Source organism: Aquipuribacter hungaricus (assembly GCF_037860755.1).
Classification (GTDB): Bacteria; Actinomycetota; Actinomycetes; order Actinomycetales; family JBBAYJ01; genus Aquipuribacter; species Aquipuribacter hungaricus.
This window is the reverse complement of record NZ_JBBEOI010000094.1, coordinates 1-13,096: the sequence shown is the minus strand read 5'-3', so window position 1 is coordinate 13,096 and position 13,096 is coordinate 1. Positions and strand designations below refer to the sequence as shown.

11 protein-coding genes are annotated in these 13,096 nt (G+C 73.9%); 6 read left to right on the top strand and 5 right to left on the bottom strand.

Annotated elements, in window-relative coordinates:
* Positions 1-125: 125 nt before the first annotated feature.
* Complete coding sequence (locus WCS02_RS11185) at positions 126-1,580, bottom strand: magnesium chelatase ATPase subunit I (protein WP_340293074.1); 1,455 nt, start codon at positions 1,578-1,580, stop codon at positions 126-128.
* 77 nt (positions 1,581-1,657) lie between these two features.
* Between WCS02_RS11185 and WCS02_RS11180 the strand changes: the two genes are divergently transcribed.
* Positions 1,658-2,833, top strand: coding sequence for an AI-2E family transporter (locus WCS02_RS11180; protein ID WP_340293070.1), 1,176 nt, complete (start codon positions 1,658-1,660; stop codon positions 2,831-2,833).
* Positions 2,834-2,895: 62 nt separating this feature from the next.
* Positions 2,896-4,107, top strand: a complete 1,212-nt coding sequence (ilvA, locus tag WCS02_RS11175) for a threonine ammonia-lyase (protein ID WP_340293072.1) — start codon at positions 2,896-2,898, stop codon at positions 4,105-4,107.
* Between the two features lie 101 nt (positions 4,108-4,208).
* Here ilvA and mmsB read toward each other — a convergent pair whose 3' ends face one another.
* The 3 genes from mmsB to chvE form a co-directional block, all read right to left on the bottom strand.
* Complete coding sequence (mmsB, locus tag WCS02_RS11170; protein WP_340293068.1) at positions 4,209-5,447, bottom strand: multiple monosaccharide ABC transporter permease; 1,239 nt, start codon at positions 5,445-5,447, stop codon at positions 4,209-4,211.
* Complete coding sequence (gene mmsA / locus WCS02_RS11165) at positions 5,444-6,997, bottom strand: multiple monosaccharide ABC transporter ATP-binding protein (RefSeq protein ID WP_340293066.1); 1,554 nt, start codon at positions 6,995-6,997, stop codon at positions 5,444-5,446. Before mmsA ends, mmsB begins: the two co-directional genes overlap by 4 nt.
* A gap of 181 nt (positions 6,998-7,178) precedes the next feature.
* A complete protein-coding gene (gene chvE / locus WCS02_RS11160; RefSeq protein ID WP_340293064.1) occupies positions 7,179-8,342 on the bottom strand; it encodes a multiple monosaccharide ABC transporter substrate-binding protein in 1,164 nt (387 codons plus the stop codon).
* Between the two features lie 371 nt (positions 8,343-8,713).
* Between chvE and WCS02_RS11155 the strand changes: the two genes are divergently transcribed.
* The 4 genes from WCS02_RS11155 to WCS02_RS11140 all read left to right on the top strand — a co-directional run bounded on the left by WCS02_RS11155 (position 8,714) and on the right by WCS02_RS11140 (position 12,419).
* Positions 8,714-9,682, top strand: coding sequence for an ATP-binding cassette domain-containing protein (locus WCS02_RS11155; protein ID WP_340293062.1), 969 nt, complete (start codon positions 8,714-8,716; stop codon positions 9,680-9,682).
* A complete protein-coding gene (locus WCS02_RS11150) occupies positions 9,679-10,584 on the top strand; it encodes an ABC transporter permease (RefSeq protein ID WP_340293060.1) in 906 nt (301 codons plus the stop codon). Before WCS02_RS11155 ends, WCS02_RS11150 begins: the two co-directional genes overlap by 4 nt.
* 189 nt (positions 10,585-10,773) lie before the next feature.
* Positions 10,774-11,292: an RNA polymerase sigma factor gene (locus WCS02_RS11145; protein ID WP_340293058.1), complete on the top strand. Its 519-nt coding sequence runs from the start codon at positions 10,774-10,776 to the stop codon at positions 11,290-11,292.
* Positions 11,289-12,419, top strand: a complete 1,131-nt coding sequence (locus WCS02_RS11140; RefSeq protein ID WP_340293056.1) for a hypothetical protein — start codon at positions 11,289-11,291, stop codon at positions 12,417-12,419. Before WCS02_RS11145 ends, WCS02_RS11140 begins: the two co-directional genes overlap by 4 nt.
* Before the next feature lie 76 nt (positions 12,420-12,495).
* Here the strand turns inward: WCS02_RS11140 and greA are convergent, their stop codons facing one another.
* Complete coding sequence (greA, locus tag WCS02_RS11135; protein WP_340293054.1) at positions 12,496-12,993, bottom strand: transcription elongation factor GreA; 498 nt, start codon at positions 12,991-12,993, stop codon at positions 12,496-12,498.
* Positions 12,994-13,096: the final 103 nt, after the last annotated feature.

Sequence of the window (13,096 nt, the reverse complement as noted above, 5' to 3'; positions counted from 1 at the left end):
CGGACGTCGAAGGGGGGCGCGAGCGGGTCGGCGCCGCCGCGCCACGAGCCGTAGCGGTAGCCGCGGCCCGGTCGCGGGTCGCCGCCACTGCCCGTGCCGCCGCCGGGGCGCTGGTCGGCCACGTCCTAGCGGTCCTCGCCCACGGCGCGCGGCCGCGTGCGGGCGCTGAACCGGGACCGGCCGTGCTCGACCGGGTCCTTGGACAGCCGCCGGGTGAGGTGCAGCCCCTCCAGGACGAACTCCACGACCGCGGCGACCTCCGCCGGCAGGGGAGCGTCCTCCAGGCCGAGCCGGGTGCAGACCGCGCCGAGGCCCGCCACGGTGCCGACCGAGGACAGCAGGTCGGCGACCGGCACGTCGTCGCCCACGTCCACGTGCCCGCCCTCGGCGACGCGGTCGAGGAAGCCGGACAGGTCCGCGCCGCCCAGCCGGTCGCGCCAGGTCTCCGCGGTGGCCACCCGGAGCAGGTGGGACAGGACCTCGATCTCGCGGCCCTCCTCGCCGGACTCGAACTCGACCTTGCCGCGCAGCGTCCCCACGGCGGGCTCCAGGTCGGTGACCCGCGCCACCGCCGGGCCGTCCTCGCCGAGCAGGGCCGCGCGCCGGTCCGCGCCCGCGGCGACGGTCTCGGTGGCGGCGACCGCGAACCGCGCGGAGACCCCGGAGCGGGCGTCCACCGACGGCGACTCCCGGACCGCGCGGGTCCAACGGGCCAGCACCTCGACCAGGTGCGACGGCACCCGGGCCACGCCGTCGCGGCCGACCACGGCCTCCTGCGTGACCAGCTCGACCTCGGCCTGCAGGTCGACGGGGTAGTGGGTGCGGACCTCGGCGCCGAACCGGTCCTTGAGCGGGGTGATGATCCGGCCGCGGTTGGTGTAGTCCTCGGGGTTGGCGCTGGCCACGAGCAGCACGTCCAGCGGCAGGCGCAGGGCGTAGCCGCGGACCTGCAGGTCGCGCTCCTCGAGCACGTTGAGCAGGCCGACCTGGATCCGCTCGGCGAGGTCGGGCAGCTCGTTGACGGCGAAGATGCCGCGGTTGGTGCGCGGCAGCAGGCCGAAGTGGATGGTCTCCGGGTCGCCCAGCGAGCGGCCCTCGGCCACGCGGACGGGGTCGACGTCGCCGATCAGGTCGCCGATCGAGGTGTCCGGGGTGGCGAGCTTCTCGTTGTAGCGCTCGCTGCGGTGGCGCCAGGCCACGGGCAGGTCGTCGCCCTCGGTCTCGGCCCGGGCGCGGGTGACCGGGAGCACCGGCGCCAGCGGGTCCTCGAACAGCTCGGAGCCGGCGACGTGCGGGCTCCACTCGTCGAGCAGGCCGACGAGCGAGCGCAGCAGCCGGGTCTTGCCCTGGCCGCGCTCGCCGAGCAGGACCATGTCGTGGCCGGCGAGCAGCGCCCGCTCGACCTCGGGCAGCACGGTGTCGTCGAAGCCGACGACACCCTCGAAGCGGGGGGTGCCGGCGCGCATCAGGCGGAGCAGGTTGTCGCGCAGCTCGGCGCGGACGTCACGGGAGGACCAGCCCGACGCGCGCAGCGCGCCGAGGGTGTCGGGGAGCGTGGAGGGAGCGGGCGGCGTGGGCATGGCCGGCATGGAGCCACCCTAGGCACGTCGTCGCGGGAGCCGCCCGCCAGGTGCCGGCCAGGTGGTGAGATGGGCGCATGCCCCCGGTGCCGGTCCCGCGCGCGCTGGAGATCGCCACGGCCTGGGGCTGGCGGCTGCTCGTCGTGGCGGTCGCCGTCTACGTGTTCGGCTTCCTCGTGCTGGACCGGGTGCGGCTGGTCGCGGTGCCCCTACTGCTCGCGGTGCTCGTGGCGGCGCTGCTCGCCCCGCTGTACCGGGGCCTGCTGCGCTCGCGGGTGCCCCGCTACCCCGCAGCGGGGGTGTCGGTGGCGGTGTTCGTCGCCGTGCTCGCGCTGGCGGTGACCGTGGTGTCGCAGCAGATCGCCACCGAGATCGGCGACTTCGGCGCCTCGGCCGGGGACGGCCTGGAGCAGACGCTTGCCTTCGTCGCCGACCTGCTCGGGGTGAGCCTCGCGCAGGTCGAGGCCTCGATCTCCGAGGCCGTCACGTCGGTGGTGCAGGAGTCGACCGGCCTGGTCTCGGGCGCGCTCACCGCCACCGGCACCGCGACCTCGCTGCTGACCGGGCTGCTGCTCACCCTGTTCGCGGTGTTCTTCTACCTGGCCGACGGCTCGCGGATCTGGTCGTTCCTCGTCTCGCTGCTGCCCGGCGACGGCCGCGCCCGCGCCGACGTGGCCGGCCGCCGCTCGTGGGCGACGCTGGCCGGGTACGTCCGTGCGCTGCCCGTGGTGGCCTTCGTCGACGCCCTGGGCATCGGGGTCGGGGCGGCCGTGCTCGGCGTGCCGTTCGCCCTGCCCATCGCCGTCATCACCTTCGTCGGGGCGTTCGTGCCGCTGGTCGGGGCGGTCGTCACCGGGGCGCTCGCGGTGCTCGTCGCCCTGGTCAGCCAGGGCCTGGTGAGCGCGCTCGTCCTGCTCGTCATCGTGTTCGCGGTGCAGCAGCTGGAGTCCTACGTGCTGCAGCCGCTGCTGCTCGGCCGCGCCGTCGAGCTGCACCCGCTCGCCGTGGTCAGCGCCATCACCACGGGCATCGTGCTCGCCGGGATCGTCGGCGGGGTGCTGGCCGTCCCGCTGCTGGCCATGGTCGTGACGTTCGTCCGCTCGCTCGCCTCGCCGCACGCGGTCCCGCTCGCCGAGGACGCCCCGCCGACGGACGCCGGCGCGACCGACGGGCTCGACGGGCTGGACGGGGCCGACGGGGCGCGCGCGCCGGGCACCGTCGTCGTGGGATCCGAGACCGGCGGCGCGCGGTGAGCGAGACCAGCGTCCCCGGCAGCGAGGCCGGCGGGGTCGGGCGGAGCCGGTCCGGCGGCCACGTGCCCGACGACGCCGACCGCGACGACGCCCGCGCGCTGCTGGCCGGGGTGGTCCGGACCACCCCGGTGGTGCGCAACCGCGCGCTGTCGGACCTGCTCGGCGGCGACGTGTGGCTCAAGGCCGAGAACCTCCAGCGTGCCGGCTCGTTCAAGATCCGCGGGGCGTACACGCGCATCGCCCGGCTGGGGGAGCAGGGCCGGGCCCCCGGCGTGGTCGCGGCGAGCGCCGGCAACCACGCCCAGGGCGTCGCGCTCGCCGCCTCGCTGCTGGGCACCACCGCGACGGTGTTCATGCCGGTCGGCGCCGCGCTGCCGAAGGTGGCCGCGACGACCGCCTACGGCGCCCGGGTGCAGCACGTCGGGCGCAGCGTCGACGAGGCGCTGGTCGCCGCCCGCGAGATGTCCGCTCAGACCGGCGCCGTCCTGGTCCACCCCTTCGACCACGTCGACGTGGTGTCCGGGCAGGCCTCGCTCGGCGCCGAGGTCCTCGAGCAGGTGCCCGACGCCCGCACCGTGCTGGTCTGCACCGGCGGCGGCGGCCTGCTGGCGGGCGTGGCGCTCGAGGCGGACCGGGCGCGCCGGCACGGCCGCGACGTCACCGTCGTCGGGGTCCAGGCGGCGGCCGCCGCGGCCTACCCGGCGTCGCTGTCCGCGGGGGAGCCGGTCCCGCTCGCGCGGATGTCGACGATGGCCGACGGCATCGCCGTGGGGCGCCCGGGCGACGTGCCCTTCGCCGTCGTCGCCGCGCTCGTGGACCGGGTCGTCACGGTCACCGAGGAGGAGCTGTCGCGCGCCCTCGTCCTGCTGCTGGAACGGGCCAAGCTCGTCGTCGAGCCGGCGGGCGCCGCCGCGGTCGCCGCGCTGCTCGCCCACCCGGGCACGTTCGAGCCGCCGGTCGTGGCGGTGCTGTCCGGCGGCAACGTCGACCCGCTCGTCCTGCACCGCGTGCTGCGCCACGGCCTGGTCGCCGGCGGGCGGTACCTGCAGCTGCGGGTGCAGATCGCCGACCGGCCGGGGGCGCTCGGGCGGCTGCTGGAGGAGCTCGGCCGCACCGACGCCAACCTCGTCGAGGTCGAGCACCGCCGGACCGCGGCCCGCCTGCACGTGGACGAGGTCGAGGTCGCGCTGCAGCTGGAGACCCGCGGCGGGGAGCACCGCGACGCGGTGATCGGCGCGCTGCGCAGCGCCGGGTACGGGGTCGTCGTCGAGTAGCCGCCCCCGGACGCAGCACCGCCCCCGACCGGTGACCGGTCGGGGGCGGTGCTCGTGGGGCTGGTGCCCCGGGCGTGGCCCGGTGCGAGGTCGTGCTGGGGTCAGCGGCTGGCCCCGGCGCGGCGCTTGTTGTAGACGTCGAAGGCGACGGCGAGCAGGAGCACGAGGCCCTTGACGACCGACTGCAGCGACTGGTCGACGCCCATGAGCTGCATGCCGTTGCTCATGACGGCCATGATCAGGCCGCCGACCATGGCGCCCATGACGGTGCCGACGCCGCCGGTGACGGCCGCCCCGCCGATGAAGGCGGCGGCGATGGCGTCCAGCTCGAACATGTTGCCGGCGGACGGCTGGGCGCCGTTGGAGCGGGCCGAGTAGATGATCCCGGCGACCGCGGACAGGAAGCCCATGTTGACGAAGATCCAGAAGTTGACGGCCTTGACCTTGACGCCGGAGAGCATCGCCGCGGACAGGTTGCCGCCGATGGCGTAGATCTGGCGGCCGAAGACGGTCCGGTTGGACACGACCGCGTAGACCATGATCAGGACGCCGAGGATGACGAGGACGTAGGGCAGGCCGCGGGCGTGGGCGAGCTGCCACGCGAAGGCCATGACGACGGCGCCGACGGCGACGACCCGCAGGACGAACAGCGGGAAGGACTCCACGGGCTGGGCGTAGCGGATCCGCGCGGTGCGGGTGCGGAAGCCGCTGACGGCGTACCCGGCCACGGCCAGCGCGCCGATGAGCAGCGTGAAGGCGTCGAAGCCGTTGCCGCCGAGCAGGCCGTTGGAGAAGCCGCCGGCGATCCGGCCGTACTCCGTGGGGAAGGGCGACAGCGTGATGTTGCTGAGCACCTGCAGCGTGAGCCCGCGGAACAGGAGCATGCCGGCGAGGGTGACGATGAAGGCGGGGATGCCGACGTAGGCCACCCAGAACCCGTGCCAGGCGCCGACCGCGAGGCCGACGGCGATGGCGGCGAGCACGCCGACCCACCACGGCACGCCCTCGCGGATGACGAGGACGGCCGAGACCGCCCCGGTCAGCGCGACGACGGAGCCGACGGACAGGTCGATGTGCCCGGCGATGATCACCAGGACCATGCCGATCGCCAGCACGAGGATGTAGGAGTACTGCAGGACGATGTTCGTGATGTTCGTCGGGCTCAGCGACGTGCCGCCGGTGAGGATGGCGAACAGCGCGACGATGGCGACGAAGGCGACGTAGATGCCGCTGGTGCGCAGGTTGCGGGTGAGCAGCGTGCGGACGTCGCTCGTGCCGGTGTGGAGCGCCTTCGAGGTCACCTCCGCTGCGGGGGCGGTGGCGGGGGTGGTAGTGCTCATCCGACGGGCTCCTTCTCCTTGGTCATGAGCTCCATGAGGTTCTCCTGCGTCGCCTGGTTGACAGGCACCTGGCCGGTGATGCGACCGGCCGACAGGGTGTAGATCCGGTCGCAGATGCCCAGGAGCTCGGGCAGCTCGGAGGAGATGACCACGACGGCCTTCCCGTCCGCGACCAGCTTGTTGACGATCGTGTAGATCTCGTACTTGGCGCCGACGTCGATGCCGCGCGTCGGCTCGTCGAGGATGAGGACGTCCGGGTCGGTGAACAACCACTTGGACAGGACGACCTTCTGCTGGTTGCCGCCGGACAGCTTGCCGACGACGGACAGCACGGACGGCGCCTTGATGTTCATGTCGCGGCGGCTGCCCTCGGCGACCTTGATCTCCTCGTTGCCGTTGACGAACCCGCGGCGGGCGAGCTTGCCCAGCGCGGCGGCGGAGACGTTGCGGCGGATGTCCTCGATGAGGTTGAGGCCGTACTTCTTGCGGTCCTCGGTGGCGTAGGCGATGCCGGCGTCGATGGCCTCGGGCACGTCGCGCACCCGGGTCTCCTTGCCGTGCATGAACAGCCGGCCGGTGATGTCGCGGCCGTAGGAGCGGCCGAAGATGCTCATGGCCAGCTCGGTGCGCCCGGCCCCCATGAGGCCGGCGATGCCGACGACCTCGCCCGCGCGGACGGAGAACGAGGCGCCGTCGACGACCTTGCGGTCCTGCGTGGGGTGCATGACGGTCCAGTCCTCGACGCGGAGGACCTCCTCGCCCGGGTCGGACTGCCGGTCCGGGTAGAAGCTCTCCAGGTCGCGGCCGACCATGCCGCGGATGATCCGGCCCTGGGTGACCTCGCCCGCGTGCAGGCTCAGGGTCTCCACGGTCCGGCCGTCGCGGATGACCGTGACGTTGTCGGAGACGGCGGTGATCTCGTTGAGCTTGTGGCTGATCATGATGCTCGTGATGCCCTGCTCGCGCAGGCGCCGCAGCAGGCCGAGCAGGTGCGCGGAGTCGGTGTCGTTGAGCGCCGCGGTCGGCTCGTCGAGGATGAGCAGCTTGACGTCCTTGGACAGCGCCTTGGCGATCTCCACCAGCTGCTGCTTGCCGACGCCGAGCTGGCCGACCGGGGTGACGGGGTTCTCGTCCAGGCCGACGGAGGCCAGCAGCGCGGCGGCCTCGGCGTTGGCCTTGTTCCAGTCGATGAGCCCGCCGCGGCCCCGGCGCTCGTTGCCGAGGAACAGGTTCTCCGCGATGGAGAGGTACGGCACGAGCGCCAGCTCCTGGTGGATGATGACGATGCCGACGTGCTCGGAGTCGCGGATGCCGGAGAAGCTCATCGTCGCGCCGTCGAAGACGATCTCGCCGTCGTAGCTGCCGCTGGGGTACACCCCGGACAGCACCTTCATGAGCGTCGACTTGCCGGCGCCGTTCTCGCCGCAGATCGCGTGGATCTCGCCGCGGCGCACGTTGAGGCTCACGTCCTCCAGCGCCTTGACGCCGGGGAAGGTCTTGGTGATGCGCCGCATCTGCAGGATGTCGTCGCTCGTCGTGCGGTCGTCCATGGGGTACCGCCGTCTCCGTCGTGGGGCGCCCGGCCGGGGCAGGCCGGGGACGTGCTGACCAGGGCCCGGCCGCAGGAGGCGTCCCCCGCGACCGGGCCCGGTCGGTGCTCAGGTGCTGGTGGTGCTCAGGTGCTCGCGTGCTGTGGTGCGGTCCGCCGGTCGGGGGCGGGGAGGGCGGACGTCAGTCCGCCTGGCCGGCCTCGACCTCTTCGGCGGTCCAGTAGCCGGAGTCCACGAGGACGGGCTGGATGTTGTCGGCGGTGACCGTCTCGACCTCGAGCAGGTACGACGGGACGACCTTCACGCCGTTGTCGTAGGTCTCGGTGTCGTTGGCCTCGGGCTCGGAGCCGTCGAGGAACGCCTGGGCGGCGGACACGGCCTGCTCGGCGAGCAGGCGGGTGTCCTTGAAGATCGTCGAGCTCTGGACGCCGTCGGCGATGAGCTTGATCGAGGCGATCTCGGCGTCCTGGCCGGTGATGATCGGCATGGGCTGGGCGCCCTCGGTCGTCGTGGGGCCGTAGCCGGCGTTGGTCAGCGACGTGATGATGCCGCGGGAGATGCCGTCGTAGGGCGACAGGACGCCGTCGACGCGGCTGCCGTCGTTGTAGTTGCCGGTGAGCAGGTCGTCCATGCGGTCCTGGGCGGTGGCCTGGTCCCAGCGCAGCGTGGCGGCGTCCTCGATCGAGGTCTGGCCGGACTTGACGACGAGGGTGCCGTCGTCGATGAAGGGCTGCAGGACGTCCATGGCGCCGTCGAAGAAGAAGAAGGCGTTGTTGTCGTCCAGGGAGCCGGCGAACAGCTCGACGTTGAAGGGGCCGGTGGCGGTGCCCGCCGAGCCGTCGGCGTTGAGGACGCCGAGACCGGTGAGGAGCGCGGTGCCCTGCGCCTGGCCGACGGCGAAGTTGTCGAACGTCACGTAGAAGTCGACGTTCTCGCTGTCGCGGATGAGGCGGTCGTAGGAGATGACGGGGATGCCCGCGGCCGCGGCGGCCTCGAGCTGGCCGCCGAGGGCGGTGCCGTCGATGGCGGCGACGATGAGGACGTCGGCGCCCTGCGTGATCATCTGGTCGACCTGCTGGGACTGGGTGGGGATGTCGTCGCCGGCGAACTGGAGGTCGACGTCGTAGCCGGCCTCGGTCAGCTGGGACTCGACGGCCTCGCCGTCGGCGATCCAGCGCTCGGACGTCTGGGTCGGCATGGAGACGCCGATGGTCAGGTCCTCGGGGGCCTCGCCGCTCGCGCCGCCGCCGGCTGCGCCGCCGGAGCCTGCGCCCTCGCCGCCGCACGCGGCGAGCGTCAGGGCGAGTGCCGCGGTGATGGCGGCTGTGGTGAGCCTGGTGCTCATGTGGATCTCCTTCGTGGGTCGCGACCCGCCTCTGGACGGGGGATCACGTCGCTGTGGCAGCCCCACATGGTGAACGTTCACAGAAGACGCCGACAAGCGGGACGGCCCTCGCCGCGGTCACATCTTCGTAACACTGGCCGACCGTCACCCGGACGGTCGACGGACCGTCGTCCGGGCGTCGCCGCGCGTGCACCGGGCCCCCCGGGCGGCACTGCGACAGGTCCTCCGGCGGCCACCGATGAGTCCGGGCGCCCGGCCGGGTCGCAGGGGGCATGCAGCAGCAGCCGCCCCCGCAGCGCCACCCGTCCCCGACCACGCCCAGAGCGGAACCGCCTCGCGCGCTGTCGGTCCCCCCGGGGAGGATCGACGGCATGAACGACATCATCGTCGCCGAGGGACTGGTCAAGACCTACGGCAAGGTCAGGGCCCTCGACGGCCTGGACCTGCGGGTGCAGCAGGGGACCGTCCTCGGTCTGCTGGGCCCCAACGGCGCGGGGAAGACCACCGCCGTCCGCGTGCTCACCACGCTGCTGCGGCCCACCGAGGGCCGGGCGACCGTCGCCGGCCTGGACGTGGTGGGCGACGCCAAGCAGCTCCGCTCCCGCATCGGCGTCTCCGGGCAGTACGCCGCGGTCGACGAGAACCTCACCGGCTACGAGAACCTCGACATGGTCGGCCGGCTCTACCACCTGGGGGCCAGGGCCTCCCGGGACCGGGCCTGGACGCTGCTCGAGCGGTTCGACCTCACCGACGCGGCCAAGCGGCCCGTCGGCACGTACTCCGGCGGCATGCGCCGGCGCCTGGACCTGGCGGGCGCGCTCGTCGCCGAGCCCGAGGTGCTCTTCCTCGACGAGCCGACCACCGGGCTGGACCCGCGCAGCCGGCTGGGCATGTGGGACGTCATCTCCGAGCTGGTCTCCGGCGGCACCACGCTGCTGCTGACGACGCAGTATCTGGAGGAGGCCGACCGGCTCGCGGACCGGATCGCCGTCATCGACCGCGGCACGGTCATCGCCGAGGGCACCGCGGACCAGCTCAAGGAGCAGGTCGGCGGGGAGCGGATCGAGGTCACCGTCACCGACACCGCCGCGGTGGCGCCCGCGCGCGAGGTGCTCGCCCGCCTCACCGGCCACGAGGTCGGCGTCGAGGAGCACACCCGCACCCTGACGGCGCCCGTCAGCGGCGGCGTCAGCATGCTCGTGGAGGCGCTGCGGGCCCTCGACGGCGCCGGCGTCGGCATCCTCGACGCCGGCATCCGGCGTCCCACGCTGGACGACGTGTTCCTCACCCTGACCGGCCACGCGGCCGCGGACGACGAGAAGGCAGGAGCGGCCGCATGAGCACCACCTCGACCCCCAGCTCGACCCCCACCTCCACCACCCGGGGCGGCACCACCGGCACGGCGCCGCGGCAGCGCCCGGTCCCCTCCAGCAGCCCGTTCCAGGCGGTCGGCGACGGCTGGACCGTGGCCCGGCGCAACCTCATCAAGATCAAGCGGGTGCCGGACCTGCTGGTCGGCTCCATCGTCAGCCCGATCATGTTCATCCTGCTGTTCGCCTACGTCTTCGGCGGGGCCATCTCCCTCGACGGCCAGGTGGACCCGGCGGCCTACCGCGAGTTCCTCATCGCCGGGATCTTCGCCCAGACGGTCATCTTCGGCGCCACGATCACCGGCGCGGGCATGGCCCAGGACGTCAAGACCGGCATCATCGACCGGTTCCGGTCGCTGCCGATGGCCCCGTCCGCCGTGCTCGTCGGCCGGACCACGGCCGACGTCGTCAACAACGTGCTGACGATCATCATCATGTCGCTCACCAGCCTGGCCATCGGCTGGCGCATCGACACCTCGGTGGGCGAGGCGTTGCTCGGCTACGCCCTGCTGCTCTTCTTCGCCTACTGCATCAGCTGGATCATGGCGTTCTTCGGGCTGCTCGTCCGCACGCCCGAGGTGTTCAACAACGTGACGTTCATCGTCATCTTCCCGCTGACGTTCATCGCCAACACGTTCGTCCCGCTGGAGAGCTTCCCCGGCCCGCTGCGGTGGTTCGCCAGCTGGAACCCGGTGTCCACGGTCACGCAGGCCTCGCGCGAGCTCTTCGGCAACCTGCCTGCCGGTACGCCCGAGCCCAGCGGCTGGGCGCTGCAGAACCCGGTCGTCTACACGGTCGCGTGGGGGCTGGCGATCCTCGTGGTCTTCGTGCCGCTCACCGTCCGGCAGTACCAGCGGGCCGCCGCCCGCTGAGCGCGCCTGCTGTGCACGACGGCGCCGGTCCCCGTGCGGGACCGGCGCCATCGCTTCGCCGGGGCCGCCGCGCGGGCGCCCGGGGTCTCCTGCGCCGTTCGGGCCACGCGCGCCACGCCGGTGGCCGATGCTGCAACCGCGGACGGGGGTCGTGCGTAGAGCAGGCGTGGACGACAGGGGGGCCGGGTAGTGGACCAGGCTGAGTTCGAGCGGCTGTACCGGGAGCAGTACCCGGTGCTCATGGGGCAGCTCGTGCTGCTCTGCGGTGACCGCGCCGAGGCCGCCGACTGCGTGCAGGAGGCGTTCGTCAAGGCCTGGGAGCACCGCCGTGCCCTCCGCTCCGACGCCGGGGGGTGGCTGCGGACCGCGGCCGTCCGGGTCGCCGTCAGCCGCTGGCGGAAGACGCGGACCTCCGCCGTGGCCTGGGTGCGCTGGGGGAGCCGTGAGCAGGTGGGCGCCGCCGAGGCGGACCTGCCCTTCGACGCGGGCTCCCCGCTGGCGGTGGCCCTGCGCGCGCTGCCGGACCGGCAGCGCGAGGTGGTCGTCCTGCACCACGTCATGGACATGTCCGTCGCGCAGGTCGCCGACCTGCTCGGCGTCCCGGACGGCAGCGTCAAGGCGTGGCTGTCGAGAGGACGGGCCCAGCTGGCCCGGACCGTGGAGGACCCGGCCGCACGCACCGCCGGAGCAGAGGAGCACGTCGCATGAGCCGGCACGACGACCACCTGGGCGACGCCCGGGAGCACGACAGCCTGGAGCGCGGCCTCCGGGGTCTCGTCAGCACCGACTGGCAGGCCCCCGAGGGTGGGGCGGGCGCCGCCGTGCGCACCGTGAGGCGGCGGGTCCTGGCCCGGGCCGCGGGCACGGCCGCCCTGGTGGTGGCCGTCGCCGTGGCCGTCCCCTTCGGGCTGTCCTTCGGCAGCACCACCGCCGCCCCGCTGCTGGTCGCCACGCAGGCACCTAGCCCGACCGCGGCGGAGCCGACCCCCTCGGCGACGCCCTCGGCGGCGCCCTCGGTCGTCCCGTCGGTCCCGGCGGTCGTCGCGCCGGCCGCCGAGCCGTCGCAGGAGCCGTCGGAGGAGCCGTCGGAGGAGCCCTCGCAGGAGCCGTCGGCCCTGCCGGTGCGCGAGGTGCTGCAGGTGACCGCCACGGCCTCCGGTCCGTCGGCCGCCGGCGACCTCGTCGGCCTGGCCCTCGTCGGCGCCGACGAGCTGCTCGACGGCGACGCCGGCGCCCCGGCGTCCTGGCCGCTCTGGGGGTGCCGGGGCACCGGGGCGCCGCTGGACGACGAGCGCACCGGGTGGTCGGCCCAGTCGGTCTCCATCGGCGACTCGGGCCGCCGGCTGGCGGCGGCGTCATACCCGGACGAGGCCACCGCCGCGAGGGCCTTCGACGCCCTCGCCGCGCACGCGGCCTCCTGCACCGACGGTGCCGTGACGGGCGGCGACGGGGGCACCGGCTCGCTGGTGTGGCGCGAGAGGTCCCGGTCGGACACCGTCCTGACGGGGACGGGCCGCTGGTTCGAGGAGCCGTCGGCCGACGAGCTCGCGACGCTCGCCGACCCCGAGGCCGCCGCCTACGGGCTCATGGTGGTGCGACCGGGCGAGTTCGTCGCCGCGGTGCGCGAGGGGCGGGTCGTCGCGCTCGCCGTGGTCCGGGTCGACTACGGCGGCGGCGGCGTCATCGCCGCCGTGGACGGGGACACCCGCACCGGTGCCGGGACCCTGTCCGGGGAGTCGTCGCAGACCCCCCAGCAGTTCGTCGACCGGCTGCTCCAGGAGGCGCGCTCCAGCGCCTCTCGCGTGGCAGGAGAGGCCGCGGCGCACGCGGGCTGACGCGGCGGTGGGAGTTCCCCCGCGGACGCACGAGGGCCCCGCCACCAGCAGGTGACGGGGCCCTCGTGCGGAGCTGCTAGCCCGTGAACGGCTCCGCGGCGGTCACCTTCACGGCGACCTCCTTGCCGTTGGGGGCGGTGAACCTCGTCGAGGCCCCGACCTTCTTGCCCAGCACGGCGGCGCCGAGCGGCGACCTCTCGCTGAAGACGTCGAGGTCGGTGGTGGAGGCCATCTCGCGGCTGCCCAGCAGGAAGCGCTCCTCCCGGCCGCCGACGGTGGCGGTGATGACCATGCCGGCGTGGACGGTGCCGTCGACGACGACGTCGTCGGGCGAGCCGATCTGCGCCTCCTCGAGCATCTGCTCGAGCTGGCGGATGCGGGACTCCTGCTTGCCCTGCTCGTCCTTGGCCGCGTGGTACCCGCCGTTCTCCTTGAGGTCGCCCTCCTCGCGGGCCGCCTCGATCTTGCGGGCCAGCTCCAGGCGCCCCTCACCGGTCAGGTGGTCGAGCTCGGCCTTGAGCCGGTCGTAGGCCTCCTGGGTCAGCCAGGTCACGTTGGTGCTGGTCTCGGACATGCGTGTCTCCCTCGTCGTTCGGTGCGGCCGGCGGTCGTGGCGCCCCGCCGGCGTGCCGGCGGCGGCCCCCGCGACCCGGCTGCCGGCCGGGCCACCGGCGCGT